Annotated in this window: 21 protein-coding genes and 1 pseudogene; 10 read left to right on the top strand and 12 right to left on the bottom strand. The window is 60.6% G+C overall.

The annotated features are described in order from the left end of the window. Nucleotides 1–10: 10 nt before the first annotated feature. The 4 genes from PSH90_RS22020 to PSH90_RS22005 all read right to left on the bottom strand — a co-directional run bounded on the left by PSH90_RS22020 (nt 11) and on the right by PSH90_RS22005 (nt 3,327). Nucleotides 11–952 (bottom strand): MerR family transcriptional regulator, encoded by a 942-nt coding sequence (locus PSH90_RS22020; RefSeq protein WP_016773222.1) that lies wholly within the window; start codon nt 950–952, stop codon nt 11–13. After that, nucleotides 952–1,914 carry a DUF523 and DUF1722 domain-containing protein gene (locus PSH90_RS22015; RefSeq protein ID WP_041479992.1) on the bottom strand — a complete coding sequence of 321 codons (963 nt, stop codon included), beginning with the start codon at nt 1,912–1,914 and terminating at the stop codon, nt 952–954. The genes PSH90_RS22020 and PSH90_RS22015 overlap by 1 nt, the downstream gene beginning before the upstream one ends. 214 nt (nt 1,915–2,128) lie before the next feature. After that, entirely contained in the window at nt 2,129–2,344 is a 216-nt protein-coding gene (locus PSH90_RS22010; RefSeq protein WP_076564097.1) for a TIGR02450 family Trp-rich protein, read from the bottom strand. Next, a complete protein-coding gene (locus PSH90_RS22005) occupies nt 2,341–3,327 on the bottom strand; it encodes an NAD(P)/FAD-dependent oxidoreductase (RefSeq protein WP_041479990.1) in 987 nt (328 codons plus the stop codon). Before PSH90_RS22005 ends, PSH90_RS22010 begins: the two co-directional genes overlap by 4 nt. A gap of 197 nt (nt 3,328–3,524) precedes the next feature. Between PSH90_RS22005 and PSH90_RS22000 the strand changes: the two genes are divergently transcribed. Next, nucleotides 3,525–4,427, top strand: coding sequence for a TIGR01777 family oxidoreductase (locus PSH90_RS22000; RefSeq protein ID WP_236168901.1), 903 nt, complete (start codon nt 3,525–3,527; stop codon nt 4,425–4,427). Nucleotides 4,428–4,440: 13 nt separating this feature from the next. Further along, nucleotides 4,441–5,466, top strand: a complete 1,026-nt coding sequence (gene hemH, locus PSH90_RS21995; RefSeq protein ID WP_305381523.1) for a ferrochelatase — start codon at nt 4,441–4,443, stop codon at nt 5,464–5,466. 104 nt (nt 5,467–5,570) lie between these two features. Here the strand turns inward: hemH and PSH90_RS21990 are convergent, their stop codons facing one another. Both PSH90_RS21990 and upp read right to left on the bottom strand, forming a co-directional pair. Beyond that, nucleotides 5,571–6,845 (bottom strand): uracil-xanthine permease family protein, encoded by a 1,275-nt coding sequence (locus PSH90_RS21990; RefSeq protein ID WP_016773229.1) that lies wholly within the window; start codon nt 6,843–6,845, stop codon nt 5,571–5,573. Nucleotides 6,846–6,847: 2 nt separating this feature from the next. Then, complete coding sequence (gene upp, locus PSH90_RS21985; RefSeq protein ID WP_024014279.1) at nt 6,848–7,486, bottom strand: uracil phosphoribosyltransferase; 639 nt, start codon at nt 7,484–7,486, stop codon at nt 6,848–6,850. Nucleotides 7,487–7,650: 164 nt separating this feature from the next. Between upp and PSH90_RS21980 the strand changes: the two genes are divergently transcribed. The 3 genes from PSH90_RS21980 (at nt 7,651) to PSH90_RS21965 (ending at nt 9,218) form a co-directional block, all read left to right on the top strand. After that, the gene (locus PSH90_RS21980) at nt 7,651–8,208 is read left to right on the top strand and encodes a hypoxanthine-guanine phosphoribosyltransferase (protein ID WP_016773231.1); all 558 of its coding nucleotides are present in this window, start codon (nt 7,651–7,653) and stop codon (nt 8,206–8,208) included. Between the two features lie 179 nt (nt 8,209–8,387). Continuing rightward, entirely contained in the window at nt 8,388–8,867 is a 480-nt protein-coding gene (locus PSH90_RS21970; protein ID WP_071173567.1) for a hypothetical protein, read from the top strand. 63 nt (nt 8,868–8,930) lie between these two features. Continuing rightward, nucleotides 8,931–9,218 carry a PA4642 family protein gene (locus PSH90_RS21965; RefSeq protein ID WP_041479985.1) on the top strand — a complete coding sequence of 96 codons (288 nt, stop codon included), beginning with the start codon at nt 8,931–8,933 and terminating at the stop codon, nt 9,216–9,218. 138 nt (nt 9,219–9,356) lie between these two features. Here PSH90_RS21965 and mqo read toward each other — a convergent pair whose 3' ends face one another. Both mqo and PSH90_RS21955 read right to left on the bottom strand, forming a co-directional pair. Further along, nucleotides 9,357–10,865, bottom strand: coding sequence for a malate dehydrogenase (quinone) (gene mqo, locus PSH90_RS21960; RefSeq protein ID WP_024014277.1), 1,509 nt, complete (start codon nt 10,863–10,865; stop codon nt 9,357–9,359). A 704-nt stretch (nt 10,866–11,569) separates the two neighbouring features. Continuing rightward, nucleotides 11,570–11,803: a hypothetical protein gene (locus PSH90_RS21955; RefSeq protein WP_039761314.1), complete on the bottom strand. Its 234-nt coding sequence runs from the start codon at nt 11,801–11,803 to the stop codon at nt 11,570–11,572. A gap of 205 nt (nt 11,804–12,008) precedes the next feature. On the opposite strand from PSH90_RS21955, the gene PSH90_RS21950 reads away from it, so the two are divergent. Further along, the gene (locus tag PSH90_RS21950; RefSeq protein WP_039761315.1) at nt 12,009–12,593 is read left to right on the top strand and encodes a YajG family lipoprotein; all 585 of its coding nucleotides are present in this window, start codon (nt 12,009–12,011) and stop codon (nt 12,591–12,593) included. Between the two features lie 247 nt (nt 12,594–12,840). Here PSH90_RS21950 and PSH90_RS21945 read toward each other — a convergent pair whose 3' ends face one another. Beyond that, entirely contained in the window at nt 12,841–13,047 is a 207-nt protein-coding gene (locus PSH90_RS21945; RefSeq protein WP_095181665.1) for a hypothetical protein, read from the bottom strand. Between the two features lie 193 nt (nt 13,048–13,240). On the opposite strand from PSH90_RS21945, the gene PSH90_RS21940 reads away from it, so the two are divergent. Further along, nucleotides 13,241–13,519: a hypothetical protein gene (locus PSH90_RS21940; RefSeq protein ID WP_016770663.1), complete on the top strand. Its 279-nt coding sequence runs from the start codon at nt 13,241–13,243 to the stop codon at nt 13,517–13,519. A gap of 132 nt (nt 13,520–13,651) precedes the next feature. On the opposite strand, the gene PSH90_RS21935 is transcribed toward PSH90_RS21940, so the two are convergent. Beyond that, entirely contained in the window at nt 13,652–14,818 is a 1,167-nt protein-coding gene (locus PSH90_RS21935; RefSeq protein ID WP_041479984.1) for a 1-acyl-sn-glycerol-3-phosphate acyltransferase, read from the bottom strand. Between the two features lie 138 nt (nt 14,819–14,956). On the opposite strand from PSH90_RS21935, the gene PSH90_RS21930 reads away from it, so the two are divergent. From PSH90_RS21930 to PSH90_RS21920, 3 genes are read left to right on the top strand one after another with little or no spacing between them, the layout of a single operon-like run. Then, a complete protein-coding gene (locus tag PSH90_RS21930) occupies nt 14,957–15,139 on the top strand; it encodes a CPXCG motif-containing cysteine-rich protein (RefSeq protein ID WP_041479983.1) in 183 nt (60 codons plus the stop codon). A gap of 9 nt (nt 15,140–15,148) precedes the next feature. After that, nucleotides 15,149–15,409 (top strand): putative signal transducing protein, encoded by a 261-nt coding sequence (locus PSH90_RS21925; protein WP_041479982.1) that lies wholly within the window; start codon nt 15,149–15,151, stop codon nt 15,407–15,409. A 35-nt stretch (nt 15,410–15,444) separates the two neighbouring features. Beyond that, the gene (locus tag PSH90_RS21920) at nt 15,445–16,068 is read left to right on the top strand and encodes an SOS response-associated peptidase (protein ID WP_256809611.1); all 624 of its coding nucleotides are present in this window, start codon (nt 15,445–15,447) and stop codon (nt 16,066–16,068) included. Nucleotides 16,069–16,274: 206 nt separating this feature from the next. Here the strand turns inward: PSH90_RS21920 and PSH90_RS27620 are convergent, their stop codons facing one another. Together PSH90_RS27620 and PSH90_RS27615 are read right to left on the bottom strand one after the other, a co-directional pair. Then, on the bottom strand, nt 16,275–16,979 hold the full coding sequence (locus PSH90_RS27620) for a methyl-accepting chemotaxis protein (protein ID WP_370695149.1): 705 nt from the start codon (nt 16,977–16,979) through the stop codon (nt 16,275–16,277). Between the two features lie 198 nt (nt 16,980–17,177). Then, nucleotides 17,178–17,237: pseudogene (locus tag PSH90_RS27615) on the bottom strand (hypothetical protein); the annotation flags it as partial. Between the last annotated feature and the right edge of the window lie 1,306 nt (nt 17,238–18,543).

Below are 18,543 nucleotides of genomic sequence, written 5' to 3'. Positions count from 1 at the left end.
AAACCCATCATCAAATCAATCCGCGCTCGAGCAGCGCCTGGTGTGCGGCAAGCGGATCTTCAGCCAGGAACAGGTCGGCAGTCTGGGCGGTGCGTGCGGACAATTCGGTGTGGTGAATGTGCACCGTGGGGCCAGCAATCAAGGTCGGGCAATTGACGTTCGCCAGCAGCTTGGGCAGCTGCGCCAGTTGCATGGCTTTGCTCGAATACAGCAGCACGCCACGGGCTTGCAGATGCTCGACGGTCAGCGCCAGCTCACCGGCCGGCAGTGGCCAGTCGAACACTTGCACCGGGCAATCGGCACTGCTGATCAGCCATGCGCACAGCCACAGATGCGGCTCCAGCGGCAGGTCGGAATGATTGATCAACAGCAGCGGCGCCGAATGCAGCTGACGGTTGTTATGGTAGATGCGTGCGCCGAATTTGCTGCGCAACCAGGAAAAGAAAAACGTCCGTTCCATCTGCGCGCCGAACTGGCCCTGCCAGCGCTGTTCGAGCTCGGCCAGCAGCGGCATCAGCAATTGCTCGCACAACGTCCGTGGCGGATACAAGGCGATGGCCTGATTGACGCTGTCATCCAGCGCGCGCTCATTGAGCGAGGTGACCGCCGACAGCAACGTCTGATGCAGACGCTGCCAATCGTTTTCCACGGTTTCCGTGAAGGCCTGCGGCGCGTCGAGGAGAGGCTTGACCTGACTGACCGCAACGCCACGGTTGAGCCAGGTAAGGATGGCCATGATCCGCTGCACATGTTCAGCGCTATACAGTCGATGGCCCTTGGGCGTGCGCTGGGGCACCACCAACCCATAGCGACGTTCCCACGCGCGCAGGGTGATGGCGTTGACGCCCGTCTGCCGCGCGACTTCGCGAATCGGCAACCAGCCCTCGTCGAGGGCTTTCTTGAAGTCGGCGCCGAGGTCTTCCCGGGCGCTGCTGTCGGTTTTATCGTTCATTAGATCGCGTTTCGCAGACTGAGGTTTTCCGGATGCGGCTGCAGGTAAACCTGCTGCGCGATGTACGGGTCCGGATGGAGTCGAAAGTGATGTTTGAGCAGCGTCAACGGCACCACGAGCGGCACGATGCCCTGGCGGTACTGGCCGATGATCTGCTGCATTTCCTGTTTGTCTTCGGCGCTCAGCGATTGTTTCAAATAACCGCTGAGGTGCAGCAGCACGTTGCAATGGGTGCCGCGAGTGGCGCATTTCTTCAGCGCGGCCATCAGCTCGCTGAAATAGCGCGGGCCGAGTTCGGCGGGATCGCTGTCGGCCATGTTGCCGAGCATCTTGCCGAGGTTTTTGTATTGCAGCGGGTTGTGCGCCATCAGCAGGTACTTGTAGCGCGAATGGAACTCGGTAAGGGCGCGGCGGCTCAGACCCTCGGCGAGCACTTGCTGCCAGGCGCTGTAGGCCAGGACGCGGGTGATGAAGTTTTCCCGCAGCACCGGATCGTTGAGGCGTCCGGCTTCTTCCACCGGCAGATCCGGATGCTGTGCACAGAATGCCTGCGCATAGATCCCGCGTCCGCCACCATTCACTGGCGCGCCGTTGTCGTGATAGACCTTGACCCGTTCCAGCCCGCAGGAGGGCGACTGCTGCATGAAGATGTAGCCGGAAAGGTCCTGCAGCTCGGCGGCCATTTTCTCGCCGTACTCGGCCAGCGGCCTGGTTACGTTGATGGTCCGGTCAACGGTGCCGACTGCCTCGGGTTGTTCAGGGTCGCCGACCAGCCGAATCGGCTCACGGGGAATGCCCATGCCGATAGCAACTTCCGGGCACAGCGGGACGAAATCGAAATATTCGGTAAGGGTGCGGCTGCACAGCCGCGATTCCTTGTGCCCACCGTTGTAGCGCACTTCTTCGCCCAACAGGCAGGCGCTGATGGCGATCTTCGGCTTGGACAGGGAAGCAGTAGACATGAGCACCTCGAATCTATACCTGTACAGAGAGTTATCTCTGTACAACTTTTCCTCAGCATAGATCGATGGATGTACAAGTCAAATGATTTGTATAAGATTTTTCTACAGCGCTGAATATGTGGGAGCGAGCCTGCTCGCGAAAGCGGTGGGTCAGTCAGTGATTTCGTATCCGATACAGCGCTTTCGCGAGCAGGCTCGCTCCCACAAGGGAAATCTATTTCCAGCCCAGTAACCAGTGCTCGCTGTCTTTCAGCACCTGCCAATCCAGTCGCTCGCTACGCTGGGTCAGCACCGCCTGCAATTCAACTTCCAGCACCGTACCTTCCTCGTCGCGGATCAGTTCGGTGACCAGAAAATGTTTTTCGCGATTTTGCGGGTGGGCTGCTGTCCACTTCGACAGCAGCAATTTGCGCGGATTGATGCGATTCATTGCAGGTGTTCGTGCAAGCGACGTGCAGCCTCCTGACCGCTCAGCCAAGCGCCTTCAACGCGGCCCGACAGGCACCAGTCGCCGCAGGCGTACAAGCCCAGGTCGGCGTCGGCCAGCGTGGTCCACTCGTGGCCGGTAGCGGGGCGGGCGTAGAGCCAGCGGTGGGCGAGGCTGAAGGTCGGCGCAGGCATGGCGCTGTGCAGCAATTCGGCGAACGCACCGTGCAGATGTTCGATTACTGCTTCCTTGGAGAGGTCGATGTGTTGCCGGCTCCAGGCGCTGGTTGCATGCAGCACCCACGTGTCGAGAGTGCTGTCGCGCCCGGGTTTGCTGCGGTTGCGCGCCAGCCAGTCGAGCGGGCTGTCCTGCACGAAGCAGCCTTCGATCGGCGTATCGAGCGGGGTTTCAAATGCGAGGGCGACGGCCCAGGTCGGCTCCATTTTCACCCCGGCAGCGACGCCGGCAAGTTTCGGTGCGGCGGCCAGCAGCGCGGTGGCTTGCGGTGCCGGTGTGGCGATCACCACATGGCTGAAGGGGCCGTGGGTGCAGCCGTCGGCGTCCTGCAGATGCCAGTGTTCTTCGCCGCGATAGACCTCGGTGATGCGGCAGGCAAACTGCACGTCCAGGCCATCGAGCAGGCCACGGGTGATGGCGCTCATGCGCGGCGTGCCGACCCAGCGGGTCTGCTCGTCCGGCGACATGTTCAGTTGGCCGCCCTGGAAGGTGTACAGCTGCGGCGTCCACTCAGCGGCCCAGCCCCGGCTCTGCCAGCGCTGCACTTCGGTGACGAAGCGCCGGTCGCGCGCGGTGAAGTATTGAGCGCCCAAGTCCAGCGAGCCGGCGTCGCTGCGCTTGCTCGACATGCGCCCCCCGCTGCCGCGGCTTTTATCGAACAGTTGAACGGTATGCCCGGTCTCTGTCAGAGCCTGAGCGGCGGAGAGCCCGGCGATGCCGGTGCCGATGATTGCGATAGGTACAGTCATAGGGGCCTCGTTTACCTTTCTGTACAGACTACGCCGTCGATGAAACCTGTACAATTCTGTTTTTTGGTATAACTTCTAGCGTTCTCGTTCTGACAGCTTGGCCTATTGTTAAACCATAGAGCCTGCCCGATCGAAAAGATCCCTGCCTATAAAAATAGACTAGTGATCCGGGTTAAACGCCACGCGAGGAAGATGTCATGCACATATTGCTGACCGGCGGTACTGGTTTGATCGGACGTCAGCTCTGCCGGCACTGGCTGGAGCAGGGCCATCGGCTGACGGTGTGGAGTCGCCGCGCGGAAAAAGTCGCGCAGATCTGCGGCGCGCAGGTGCGCGGGATTGCCCGTCTGGAGGACCTCGGCGAAGAGCCGCTGGATGCGATCGTCAATCTCGCCGGCGCGCCGATTGCCGACCGCCCCTGGACCCATCGTCGCAAGGCGTTGCTGTGGAGCAGCCGCATCACCCTGACGGAAACGCTGCTGGCGTGGCTGGAAACTCGCGCGCAGAAACCGTCGCTGCTGATTTCCGGCTCGGCGATCGGCTGGTACGGCGACGGTGGCGAACGCGAGTTGACTGAAGAATCACCGCCGGGCATCGACGACTTCGCCAGTCAGTTGTGCATCGCCTGGGAAGAAACCGCCCTGCGCGCCGAAAACCTCGGCATCCGCGTGGTACTGGTGCGAACCGGTCTGGTGCTGTCGGCTGAGGGCGGCTTTTTGTCGCGGCTGTTGCTGCCGTTCAAGCTCGGGCTGGGCGGGCCTTTGGGCAATGGTCGGCAGTGGATGCCGTGGATTCACATCGACGATCAAATCGCCCTGATTGATTTTCTTCTGCACCGGAATCAGGCGAGCGGTCCTTATAATGCCTGCGCGCCGAAACCTGTGCGCAACCGCGAATTTGCCAAGACCCTGGGCAGTGTGTTGCACCGCCCGGCGTTCATGCCGATGCCGACCCTGGCGCTGAAAGTCATGCTCGGCGAGCTGTCACTGTTATTGCTCGGCGGCCAGCGTGCGACGCCGGCACGCCTGGTGGAAGCGGGGTTCAGCTTCCGCTTTACGGATTTACGCGCGGCTCTGGATGATCTCTCCAGCCGCCTCTGAAATAGGACGTTGCATGACCGATCACGCTTTGCTTCTGGTCAACCTGGGCTCTCCGGCCTCCACCTCGGTGGCCGATGTGCGCAGCTACCTCAATCAATTTCTGATGGACCCCTACGTGATCGACCTGCCATGGCCGCTGCGGCGGCTGCTGGTGTCGCTGATCCTGATCAAGCGTCCCGAGCAATCGGCCCATGCCTATGCCTCGATCTGGTGGGAAGAGGGCTCGCCGCTGGTGGTGCTCAGCCGCCGTTTGCAAGAGCAGATGACCCGCACGTGGAAACACGGCCCGGTAGATCTGGCGATGCGTTATGGCGAGCCGTCGATCGAAACCTGTCTGCTGCGTTTGGTCAAAGCGGGACATAAGAAGATCACTTTGGCGCCGCTGTACCCACAGTTCGCCGACAGCACCACGACCACCGTGATCGAAGAAGCCCGGCGCGTGCTGCGCGAGAAGAAACTCGACGTGCAGTTGTCGATCCTGCAACCGTTCTACGATCAGCCGGAATACATCGAGGCACTGGCCGCCAGCGCTCGACCACATCTGCAGCAGGACTACGATCATCTGCTGCTGAGCTTTCACGGCTTGCCTGAGCGGCATCTGAGCAAACTCGACCCGACGGGCAATCACTGCCTCAAGGGCGCCGATTGCTGCCAGGCCGCCTCGCCGGAGGTATTGGCGACCTGTTATCGCGCGCAGTGTTTCCGCACCGCCGCCGCCTTCGCCAAAAGCATGGGGCTGGCGGACGGCAAATGGTCGGTGTCGTTTCAGTCGCGCCTGGGCCGGGCGAAATGGATCGAGCCGTATACCGAGGCGCGGCTGGATGAACTGGCCAAAAGCGGGGTGAAAAAGATTCTGGTGATGTGCCCGGCGTTCGTCGCCGATTGCATCGAGACGCTGGAAGAGATTGGTGATCGCGGTAGGGAACAGTTCCGCGAAGCGGGGGGCGACGAGTTGGTGCTGGTGCCGTGCCTGAACGACGACCCGCAATGGGCCAAGGCGCTGGCCACGCTCTGCGAACGAGCGCCGCTGGCCCTTTAAAAACTTCGCGAGCAGGCTCGCTCCCACAGGGGAAATACATTCCAACCTGTGGGAGCGAGCCTGCTCGCGAATGCTATCTGTCAGGCGATGAAGATCTGAAAGCCTTAGATCAGCGGCTCATCCGCCTTCTTCTGCTTCCAGCCATCATTGCCCGGCAGGATCAGGTTCAGCGCAATCGCCACCACCGCGCACAGCGCGATGCCTTTGAGGCCGAAGTCATCAGGACCGGTGCCGGTGCCGACCAGCACGCCGCCGATACCGAACACCAGCGTCACCGAAACAATCACCAGGTTGCGCGCTTCGCCCAGGTCGATCTTGTGGCGGATCAGGGTGTTCATGCCCACTGCCGCGATCGAACCGAACAACAGGCACAGAATCCCGCCCATTACCGGTACCGGAATGCTCTGCAGCAGCGCGCCGAACTTGCCGATGAACGCCAGGGTGATGGCGAAGATCGCCGCCCAGGTCATGATTTTCGGGTTGTAGTTCTTGGTCAGCATCACCGCGCCGGTCACTTCGGCGTAAGTGGTGTTGGGCGGGCCACCGAACAGGCCGGCGGCCGTGGTGGCGATGCCGTCACCGAGCAGGGTGCGATGCAGGCCTGGCTTTTTCAGGTAATCGCGACCGGTCACGCTACCGACGGCAATCACGCCGCCGATGTGTTCGATCGCCGGGGCCAGCGCCACTGGAACGATGAACAGAATCGCCTGCCAGTTGAACTCGGGCGCGGTGAAGTGCGGCAGAGCGAACCATGGCGCTGCAGCAATTTTCGCTGTGTCGACCACGCCGAAATAGAACGACATGGCAAAGCCCACCAGCACGCCGGAAATGATCGGCACCAGACGGAAGATGCCCTTGCCGAAGACCGCCACGATCAGCGTGGTCAGCAGCGCCGGCATGGAAATCATCATCGCCGTCTGATAGTGGATCAGCTCGGTGCCGTCGCCGGCCTTGCCCATCGCCATGTTCGCGGCAATCGGCGCCATGGCCAGGCCGATGGAAATGATCACCGGACCAATCACCACCGGTGGCAGCAGACGGTCAATGAAGCCCGTGCCTTTGATCTTCACGGCGAGGCCGAGGAAGGTGTAGACGAAACCGGCCGCCATCACCCCGCCCATGGTCGCGGCGAGGCCGAACTGGCCCTTGGCGAGAATGATCGGCGTGATGAAGGCGAAGCTCGACGCGAGGAACACCGGCACCTGACGCCCGGTGACGATCTGGAACAGAATCGTGCCCAGACCTGCGGTGAACAGTGCCACGTTGGGGTCGAGGCCGGTGATCAGCGGCATCAGCACCAAGGCGCCGAAAGCCACGAACAGCATCTGCGCGCCGGACAGCACCGTGCGCCAGAGCGGATCGTTGAACTCTTGCTGCATGGTCACGCGTCCTTCTGCTTGGTGCCGAAGATCTTGTCACCGGCGTCGCCAAGCCCAGGAATGATGTAGCCGTGCTCGTTCAAGCGTTCATCGATGGACGCGGTGTAGATGGTCACGTCCGGGTGCGCCTGTTCGACGGCAGCAATGCCTTCCGGCGCGGCCACCAGGACCATGGCGCGGATGTCGCGGCAACCGGCCTTTTTCAGCAGGTCGATGGTGGCAACCATGGAGCTGCCGGTGGCGAGCATCGGGTCGATGATCATCGCCAGGCGCTCGTCGATTTCCGGTACCAGTTTTTCCAGATAGGTGTGCGCTTGCAGGGTTTCTTCATTGCGGGCAACGCCCACAGCGGAGACCTTGGCGCCCGGGATCAGGCTGAGCACGCCTTCGAGCATGCCGATGCCGGCACGCAGGATCGGCACGACGGTGATCTTCTTGCCGGCGATCTTCTCCACCGACACGGTGCCGCACCAGCCGGCAATGTCGTAGGATTCGAGCGGCAGATCTTTTGTAGCTTCATAGGTCAACAGGGCGCCGACTTCCTGAGCGAGCTCGCGGAAATTCTTGGTGCTGATGTCAGCGCGGCGCATCAGGCCGAGTTTATGACGGATCAGCGGATGGCGGATCTCGAGGATGGGCATGGGAAAGGCTCCGGCGGCGGGCAAAAAAACCGGCCTAGATTAATCTATCCGAGGGTGATGTCCTATAGGACATTCTGTACGTTAGTCCATAAGAGCTTGATTCGACCTCGCGGGATGCGTACCTTTGCCCGCTTTTCCAATTCCGCCAACCCCTGGAGAGCGCCATGTCCGCTGATCTCGAGCATATCCGTCAAATCATGCGAGAGGCTGACTGCCTGTACACCGAATCTGAAGTCGAGGCGGCCATCGCCCGCGTCGGTGCACAAATCAACGAACAACTGGCTGACAGCAATCCGGTGGTGTTCTGCGTGATGAACGGCGGCCTGATCTTCTCCGGCAAACTGCTGACGCATCTGCAATTCCCGCTGGAAGCGTCCTACCTGCACGCGACCCGTTATCGCAACGAAACCAGCGGCGGCGACCTGTTCTGGAAAGCCAAACCGGAAGTCTCGTTCATCGACCGCGACGTGCTGATCATCGACGACATCCTCGACGAAGGTCATACCCTGGGCGCGATCATCGACTTCTGCAAACACGCCGGCGCACGCAAAGTGCACACCGCCGTGCTGATCGACAAGGACCACGACCGCAAGGCACGTCCTGACCTGAAAGCCGATTTCGTCGGCCTGCCGTGCATCGACCGCTACATCTTCGGTTATGGCATGGACTACAAAGGCTACTGGCGCAACGCCAACGGGATTTACGCCGTTAAAGGCATGTAAGAACCTGCATTGCCCCCTGTGGGAGCGAGCCTGCTCGCGAAGGCGTCGTGTCAGTCAGCATCATTGAAAACTGACACACCGCTTTCGCGAGCAGGCTCGCTCCCACAGTTGTTTTTGTGTGTGCTGATCCTTGCGCGACAGCCATGCTAGAGTGCTCGGCCCCGCCCCCCGGAGCTGTCATGCGCCTCTTGATCCGCAGTCTCGCCGCCCTGTTGCTGTCCCTCAGCCTGCCGTTGTCCGCTGCGCCGATGCACAGCCAGTTCCTGCCGCCGGACGATCTGACCCTGCGCGACGCTGAACCCGAGCAGCAGCAACTGCTGCAGGTCAGCGAGTATTCGGTGGTGGTCGGTGCGCAGCGCCAGTCCAATCAGCAGCCGATTCCGGTCACCTCATCCTTGTTGATCCGCCTCAAAGGCAAATCGCTGAACAAGGGCGCGAGCATTTCTCAGGTGTTGGTGAGTTTCGACGGCGAAAGCAAAAGCCTGAAAAAACCGGCCTACGACGACAAAAGCAAAACCCTGACGCTGTTCTATCCGCTCGCTCAGTACCGCGTGGTGATGGATCTGCTGCGCAACGACACGGTGTATGTGCAGTTCCTCAGTTATGCCAATGGCCATATCTGGGCCGATCTTCATACCGGGGCGATTCGTCCGCGTTGAGCCGGGCGGTCGGGCAGGGGTAAACTGCCCGCCCCGTGTCATGTCTGCGAGCTGGAGTCGGCAATGCGTAAAGATAAGAAACAAGTGATTGGTGACGAGATCGGCGATGAGCAGATCAAGCTGTTCCTCGATTTTGAGCCGGTCGACGCCACTTCGCCGTCGCTGCACAAACTGATCAAGGCCTATCGCGGTTTGCGCATCGATGATTTCGAGCGCTTTCTGGGCTTCTTCGTTGCGGCGGGTTATGACGTTGATGGCAAGGATGAGCAGGGCAAGACCTTTGTTGACCTGATCGCCGATCAGCGCAACGCCCCGGACTACATCGAGCTGATCGAAAAGTCCCGCTCTTAAGATCAAAAGATCGCAGCCTGCGGCAGCTCCTACAGGGTGTAAATCAATCCCGTGTAGGAGCTGCCGAAGGCTGCGATCTTTTGCTTTTCAAGGCCATGAAAAAACGCCCCGATCGGGGCGTTTTTTCATGCCGCAAGATCAAGCGAAGCTTGGCGTCTCGCTGCTTTCTTCAACCAGTTCCAGGGCGATGTTGTTCTGCGTGTTGATCTTGCGATACAGCGCAGCATCGGTTTCCAGAACCTTTTCACGGGCCGGGAAGATTTCCGCGAGTTTGCTTGCCCACTCGCCTGACGCCTTGGCCGGGAAGCACTTCTCGATCAGTTCGAGCATGATCGAAACGGTCACCGACGCGCCTGGCGATGCGCCGAGCAGCGCGGCGAGGGAGCCGTCTTTCGCCGCGACCAGTTCGGTACCGAACTGCAGGATGCCGCCCTTTTTCGGGTCCTTCTTGATGATCTGCACCCGTTGGCCGGCCACTTCCAGGCGCCAGTCTTCGGCTTTCGCCTGCGGGTAGAAACGCCGCAGCGATTCCAGGCGCTGTTCCATCGATTGCATCACTTCGCTGACCAGGTACTTGGTCAGGTCCATGTTGTTTTTCGCCACCGCCAGCATCGGCCCGATGTTGCCGGCGCGCACCGACATCGGCAGGTCCATGAAGGAGCCATGCTTGAGGAACTTGGTGGTGAAACCGGCGTATGGCCCGAACAGCAGGGATTTCTTGCCGTCGACGACGCGAGTGTCGAGGTGCGGCACCGACATCGGTGGCGAACCCACGGCCGCCTGGCTGTAAACCTTGGCCTGGTGGTGCTTGACCACTTCCGGGTTATCGCAACGCAGCCACTGGCCACTGATCGGGAAGCCGCCGAAGCCTTTGCTTTCTTCGATGCCCGAAGCCTGCAGCAACGGCAGGGCCGCGCCACCGGCACCGAGGAAGACAAACTTTGCGTCGACTTCGCGGGTGTTGCCGTTGTTGACGTCCTTGATGCTGACGGTCCAGCCGGCGCCGTTACGCTTGAGGCCGGTCACGCGCTTGCAGTATTTGACCTGAGTGTCCGGGGCGCTGCTCAGGTGCTTGAGCAACTGATTGGTCAGGGCGCCGAAGTTGACGTCGGTGCCGTTCATCACACGGGTGGCGGCGAGGACTTCGTCGGGCGAGCGGCCCGGCATCATCAGCGGCATCCACTCGGCCATCTTGCCTTTGTCTTCGGTGTACTCCATGTCGGCAAACGCGTGGTGCTTGCTCAGGACATTGAAGCGCTCCTTGAGGAACGACACACCGCTCTCGCCCTGAACGAAACTAAGGTGCGGTACCGGACTGATGAAGGATTTGCACGAGCCGAACGTGCCCTTTTTGGTCAGGTACGACCAGAACTGCTTCGACACCTCGAACTGGGTGTTGATGTGCACGGCTTTCTTGATGTCGACGCTGCCATCGGCAGCCTGCGGGGTGTAGTTCAGCTCGCACAGGCCGGCGTGACCGGTACCGGCGTTGTTCCACGGATTGGAACTCTCGGCGGCGCCGGAATCCATCAGCTCGACGACTTCCAGCTTGATCGCGGGGTCGAGCTCTTTGAGCAGTACGGCCAGGGTGGCACTCATGATGCCGGCCCCTACCAGAACTACGTCGACTGCTTCGTTATGCGCCATTTAACGCGTCTCCCAAATCTGCAGCACCAAATTGTCGGCATGGCTGCCAGGCGTTCCAGGGCAGGTCAGTGGGCCCGGGCTATCCGTGGTCAGGTGGGCCATGTCCGAATCTTCGCAATTTTTCGCAACTTCGACGGATGCGTGCGGCCTGGTTTCAAGCGTTCCATGAACGCATTTTCGCGCAGGGCTGGCAATTCGACTTATGGTCGAGTCATCCGTTTTCGTGCAACCAAATCCGTAGCGGACAGGCTTCAGGCTCCGATGTTCGAGGTATACCCGGTCCTGTGTCGTTGGGCTGTTTCAGACGCTAATGGTGCATGTTCAGACGCAAAACTATTCATTTGCTCGCCACACTCTTGTGAAGTTGTGAAAACCCGTTTTTTTCACGCTCTTTTGAAGACGTGAACCTCAAAAAAGGGCTGCCTTGGCCTGGCACCTGCCCGCTAGGGCAAAACAACGCGGTGGCCGAGCGAATGACAGCTCTGCAGATTCGCGAAAAGCGGGTTTTTGCCGGAAGAACAGGCAAGCGCGCCAACTTCACTCGATCTGTGTGGGCGGCTCTCTGTGGGCGATTTTGATGTCGATGCATGCGCATTGACGCTGTTGCGGGGCCCGATCAGGAGACGTCCTTATAATCGGGGGGAGATTGTAGCGAAGAAATGCGCGCAGTTGCTCGTGTTTAATGACTTTTATTAGGCATCCGGTCAGATGCTCAACTGCACCTGACCCCGTGCGCGCATTTGTCGCGGTACGACCCGGGCGCTGGCGGGCAGCGGCTGGTTCAGCCAGGTCAGGCGGATTTCTTCGATTTCCACCCAGCCGTCGCCCATCGGTTGCAGGCTGCACTGCTTGAAGGCCTGGCAATGACCGTTGCGGTCGAGCAGGGCAAAGCTGCGATGCAGCGGGCGTGGGGCGAACAGCGAGATCAGATAACGCATGGCAGAGTTCCTTGAAGGAGGACTGCTGTGAAGCTTGCCGGTGGGCCGTGACGTCGCGGTGTATGGACGGTGAAGAATGTGTGACAGGAACCGCTTTCGGCGGGGTTTGTCAGACATTTCAGTATTCACTGTGCGACGCTGGTTACGCGCAGTGGCCCACCGCTATACTGCCGGCCTGTTTGTGCCTGATTCTGGAGAGAAGAGCATGTTGCAACGCCTGTTGTTCGGTTTGATCACTGTCGCCGGTTTGACCCTCGCCGGCTGCGCCCACAGCCCGCAACAACTGAATCCGGAGCCAAAGCTGACCACGCAATTGCCAGCGGTCGGTCGCGGCCAGCCTGTCATCGTGCGTGTGGTCGACGGTCGTCCGTCGCCGACCCTCGGTACCCGTGGCGGTCTGTATCCGGAAACCAGCGCCATCACCGTGCAGCGCGAGCAGATCCTGCCGAAGCTGCAGGCCCAGGCCGAAGCTGCCGTACGTCTGCTCGGCTTCACCCCGACCACCAGCGCACCTAACGCGCCGCAGCTGACCGTGACCCTGGCCGAGCTGAAATACCAGTCGCCGAAAGAAGGCATGTACGTGACCGAAGCCACCATCGGTGCGACATTCCGCTCCGACGTGCAGAACGCCAACCGCCGTTACAGCGGCCGTTACGGTGCGTCGCTGGACCAGCGCTTCGGCATGGCGCCGAATCAGGAGACCAATACCAAACTGGTCAGCGATGTATTGAGTGACGCACTGACGCGTCTGTTCAAGGACCCGACCGTGGGTCAGGTGCTCGCTGAGTAAGCTTGCGGCGAATATGAAAAAGCCCGGGGCCAGTGATGGTTCCGGGCTTTTTTGTGGATCTGAGATTTGTGTCGTATGGGAAATCGATTCCCCTCACCCCAGCCCTCTCCCGAGGGAGAGGGAGCCGATCGCGTGTGCTTCAAAACCTGAATTCGGCGCGGTATCTCAAGTCGGCGTATCTACCGCAAACACCTCGGTCAGTCCCCTCCCCCTCTGGGAGAGGGCTAGGGTGAGGGTCTTTTGACGTTCAGGCAGCCTGAGAATAGAAATCAAGCACGCTCACGCCAGTCAACAAATCTGTCTCGGGCAGGTCCGCATGCTGATGCCCGCCCAGCGCGCAATACACCAGCCAGTGCCGATCCTGCACGTTGAAGGCAAGGCTGCCGATCAGGCTTTGCTGGTCGTCGTAAGGAGTGATGAGGTACAGGCGATCCTGGTTTTCCGCGTGCAGCATGTCGCATTCCATTCGGGTTTCGAGGCGCGCAGGGTGAAGCATCCACGTGACGATGCCATGACACAGGACAGCCATCGGTCGATTGTCAGGTTATTTGTCGCAAAGGCTGGGGCAGGGCGTCAGGGTTTGGGTAGAATCCGCGCCGCGGTCGTCGGTCTGGCGTCTGCCACACCGGTTAAGTTCGAGGTCTGTGATGTCGCTGCACTTGATGACGCTGTTTACCGCCCATCCCGCCAAGTTGATCAACCTGCTGGCCTTGCTGCTGGCCTTTCCCGGCAGCTGGCTGCTGCACGCGACCCGCCGCCGCGAGCAACGCGCCCAGGCCAGTCTGGCGGCACAGCGCCAGGCGCAGCCCAATGCCGAGCCGATGCTCGATTGGGCGACGTTGCGCATGAACCGGTTTTTCTATCGCTTCGGATTTGCTTGCCTGGGCCTGGCTTTGATCGTCTCCTGGATCAGCACGCGCTTCTGAAAGCAAAAGCAAACCCTGTGGCGAGGGGATTTATCCCCGCTGGACTGCGTAGCAGGCCCCGTTTTTCTCAGGTAAAAACTTGGGAGCGCTGCGCACTCCAACGGGGATACATCCCCTCGCCACAGCCGTTGCCTACAGCGGCAGTCCAGCCTTGACCCGATACTGATTACGCACCGGCGTCGCATATTGCAGCACCAGATACGGACGATGCTCAGCGGGGCACGCATCCAGTCGGCTTTGCCATTCATCCTGCGCCTTGGCCAGTTCGTCAGCCGGGAACACCTCGGCCGCCGTCGGCACATTCAGTTGCGGATCGGCATCCGCCCACTGCGCGTACGCCAGATAATGCACCGGGAACAACCGGTAGCCGCCGAGAATCTGCTTGTCCATCTCGATCGCCAATTGCTTGGTGTCCTCGAACACCTCAGTGATCGGCGCGGCAAAGTTCACGTGCACGCGACCCTTGTAACCGGTGATGCCCTTCGCGATGCTCACGTCATCCTCGCCCGGCGCCTTGGCGTAGGTGCCGGTGGTGGCGCGGATGTAGAGTTCGCGGGCCTTGGCCTGGTCGCAGGGGTCGTACTCATAGCTGATCGACACCGGCGTCACGTTGAGCGAGCGGATCACTTCGCCGAACGGCTCGTCCTTGCGGCTCATGTGGAACATCTTGAGGATCGCCGACTCGGTGCGGTCGTCGCCGTCCTTGGCCCGACCTTCAGCCTGAGCAATCCAGATCGAGGCGCAATCGTTGCGGATCGAGTGATTGATGTACGCCGACAGCAATTGATACGCCGCCATTTTTTCGCGACGGCCGGTGATCGAACGGTGGACGATGAAGCTCTTGTTCAAGCGCATCAGGTCACTGACAAACGGCTTCTGCAGCAGGTTGTCGCCAATCGCGATGCGCGGCGTCGGCAGGCCGGCGTGGTACACGGCGTAGTTGACGAAGGCCGGGTCCATGACGATATCGCGGTGGTTGGCGATGAACAGGTAGGCGCTGCCGGACTTGAACTGCTCGACACCGGTATAGGTCACGCCGTCGGTGGCGCGCTCGATGGTGTGGTCGACGTAGAACTCGACTTTGTCCTGTAAGGTAGCCACGGAATTCACGTCGGCAAACTCACGACGCAGCCGATGGGCTATAAGAGGTTTGAGCATCCAGCCGAAGGCACCGGCAAAACGCGGGAAGCGGAAGTGGGTGAGGATATCTAGAAACGCCTTGTCGCCGAGCAGCCTTGCCAGTACCGCAGGTACTTCGCTGTCGTCGTAAGGTCGGATGGCATCGAATTCGCCCATCATGCTCTCTTGTTGGAAACGGCTAGGGTAAGTAAAGGGTTTGATCGAAAACCCGCGGGGCACGGTCTGAAAAGTAGCCAGACAAAAATAGCCCTGCAAATAGACCGGCGATTATACGCACAAGTCACTTGGGAGACCGCGATGCTGGAAGATGCACGGTATGAATGTCCGTATTGCGGTGAGGAAGTCGAGACCACGCTGGATTTGTCCGGCGGCGATCAAACGTATATCGAGGATTGCCAGGTGTGCTGTCGTCCGATCACCTTTGTCCTGCAAGTCCATGAAGACGAGTGGCATCTGGAAGTCTTCAGCGAAAACGAGTGAGGGCCGCGTATGCAGCGCATCTACGAACCGGCGAACCTGATGGAAGGGGAGATGCTCAAGGGCATGCTCGCCAACGAAGGAATCGAGGCGCACCTGATCGGCTGTGATCTGGTGGGCGGTACGGGTGAACTGCCGATCTTCGGCCTGCTCGGGCTGTCGGTGGATAACGATCAGGCCGAATACGCCCGCGAGCTGATCAACTTGTACAATGCCGCGCTGCCGCTGCACGGCGACGAACCGGAGAGCTTCCCCGGGACGCTGGTCTGTTAGGCTGGCGCTGGTTTTATTCAGAGTTATGTTGCCCCATGTGTGGACGTTATGCCCTGTTTCGCTGGAACCGCGACTTTGCGGCCCTGCCAGGTTTTCCCGCCGATCAACAGGCGCAGTGGAACATTTCCCCCAATGATTCGGTGTTGATGCTGCGTGCCGACGAAGGCGGCCAGCGCACGTTGGCCCGTGCGCGCTGGGGCCTGACACCGCCGTGGCTGACCGATCTGTCGAAGACCCCGGCCCATGCTCGCGCCGAAACCGTGGCCGAGCAGCCGATGTTTCGTGAGGCGCTGCGTCTGCGGCGTTGCCTGCTGCCGGCCAACGGTTTCTACGAATGGCGCGGCACCCAGCGCAAGCGACCGTACTGGTTGACGCCGGGGGAGGGCTCATCGTTGTTTTTCGCCGCGATCTGGGAAGCGTATCCGGTGCAGGAACAGGTCTGGCTGAGCACGGCAGTGATCACTCAATCGGCGGCGAGTCAGCGGCGACCGTTGATTCTCGATGAAGCGGGGCAGGCTGCCTGGCTTGATCCCGAAACGCCGCTGCATGTGCTGCAGGGGTTGCTCGCCAGTGAGCCGGCGGCGCTGCGTGAGCGGGTGTTGGCGAATCTGGTGAATGATCCGAAGTTGAATGGGCCGGAGTGTTTGACCCCGGCTTGATTTGCGTGGATCAAAATCCCCTCACCCCAGCCCTCTCCCGGAGGGAGAGGGCGCCGAATGGGGGATGCTTGAGAGGTACACCGACCTGAACGATCTGTTGTGAATCCATAATCGACTGTTTTTTTCAGGTCGATGTATAGCGCAAGACATCGCGGTCGGTCCCCTCTCCCTCCGGGAGAGGGCTAGGGTGAGGGGCTCTTGATCTTTCAGACTTTGAACTGATTGATCAACCGCCGCTGCTGTTCCGCCAGTTTGGTCAACCCGGCGCTCGCCGAACTCGATTCATCCGCACCGCCCGCCACTTCATTCGCCACCTGACCGATGTTGATCACGTTGCGGTTGATGTCGTCGGCCACTGCGCTTTGCTCTTCTGCCGCACTGGCGATCTGCGTGTTCATGTCGTTGATCACCGACACGGCCTGGGTGATCGTCTCCAGCGCTTCGGCCGCTTTCGCCGCGTGCTGCACGCTTTCGTCGGTGCGGTTCTGGCTGTCTTCCATGACGCGCACCACATCGCGGGTGCCCTGTTGCAACTGCTGGATCATGCTCTGGATTTCTTCGGTGGCCTTCTGGGTTTTCTGCGCCAGATTGCGCACCTCGTCGGCGACCACGGCAAAACCGCGACCCTGCTCGCCGGCTCGCGCGGCTTCGATCGCCGCGTTCAGTGCCAGCAGATTGGTCTGTTCAGCGATGCCGCGAATGGCAGTGAGGATGGCGTTGATGTTTTCGCTGTCCTTGGCCAGCGTCTGCACCACCTCGACAGCCTTGCCGATTTCCACCGCCAGTACGCCAATCGAATTCGAGGTGTCGCGCACGATCTGCATGCCCTGGCTGGCGGCCTGATCGGCGTGGCTTGCCGCTTGTGCGGCCTGCGTGGCGTTGCGCGCCACGTCCTGGGCGGTGGCGGTCATTTCCTGCACCGCTGTCGCCACTTGATCGATTTCGGCCATTTGTTTCTGCACGCCGATGTTGGTGCGGATGGCGATGTCGGCGGTGTGTTCCGAGGAATCGCTGACGCTCTGCACCGAGGTCACCACCTGGGTAATCATCGCCTGCAACTTCGCGAGGAAAGTGTTGAAGCCTTTGGCAATCGAGCCCAATTCGTCGCTGCGGTCACTGCTCAAGCGACGGGTCAGATCGCCTTCGCCCTGAGCGATGTCATCAAGCATGGCGACCATTTGCTTGAGTGGCCGCGCGATGCCGTGACCCACCAGCCAGATCACCAGCAGGCCGATGCCGGCGATGATCAGGCCGACCATGGCCATGCCGAAGGTGTCGGACTTGCGCTGGGCATCAAGATCAGCCTGGAGGGTTTGCAGATCGGCCATGACCGCGTTGAGCGGCAATTGCAGCATCAGCGTCCAGCGTGCGTCGGTCTGGCCGATGCCGAACGGCAGGTACAGTTCGATGCGGCCCTTGGCCTGATTCACCGCATAGGTGACCTCGTCGCGCTTGAGGTTGGCGAGATTGCTGGCCTGTTCGGCGTCGAGGATGTCGCTGACTTTTTCACCAAATTTGCTCGAGTCCTTGGTGTAGGCAACGATCCGCCCGTTGCCGCCGACCAGCGCCATTTCACCGGCGCCGCTGTAAAGCTTATGGTTGGCGGCGAGGAGCATGTCCTGAATGAAGTTCACCGAGAGGTCGGCGCCGACGATGCCCTGGAACGCGCCGTTGACCATGATCGGTTCAATGAACGAGGCGAGCATGACGATCTTGTCGCCGACCTTGTACGGTGCCGGGTCGATCACGCAGGGTTTCTTCGTCTCTTTCGAGCACAGGTAGTACTCGCTGGCGCGCACCCCGGTGGACAAGGTTTTCTGATCGTCGACATCGGCCAGTTTGTCCACGCCCAGACTGCCGTCGGTATTGCGGAACCACCACGGCAGGAAACGTCCATTGGCTGGATCGATACCGACCACGGCGCTGCCGATGTAGGCCGCGTCATTGTGGTCCAGTGCGTTTTTTTCCCAGCCGATGTAGGTGCCGAGAATCTTCGGGTTCTTTTCGACGTTTTCCTTGATCAGGCTGATCAGTTGTTCGCGGCTGATGCTCAGGCGCGGCTGGCCATCGGTGCCGGTTGTGCCGAGCAGGGCGTTGACGCGCACCAGGCCGCCAGCAATCAGCAGCGGCGCTTCGAGTTCGCGCTGGATCTGGCTGACCTGGGTCTGCGCCAGCGAGGTCAGGCGCTGTTCGATGACTTGCTCGAACTGCGCCTGGGTGCGCTGTTGCACCATTTCTTGAGTGCGAGCGCCGGAGAACAGCGCGTACAGCACCAGCGCCGCGACCACGCTGAGAACGATGGCGCCGGCCAGAGCGGCGACGGAAAACTGGATCGACTTGAACTTCATGGGAGCTCCGCACGCAAGAGGACAATCTGCGAGGGATTTATCGGCGGGGTGGGCGCGGCCATGAGAGACGCTGGTCGGAATCGCCGCGCGATGTCGCTGATGGATCGGTGCACGGCGGATTCAATGC

Origin of the sequence: Pseudomonas sp. FP1762, from assembly GCF_030687105.1 — a bacterium.
GTDB classification, from domain to species: domain Bacteria; phylum Pseudomonadota; class Gammaproteobacteria; order Pseudomonadales; family Pseudomonadaceae; genus Aquipseudomonas; species Aquipseudomonas siliginis.
This window is presented reverse-complemented; position numbering and strand designations above follow the sequence as displayed.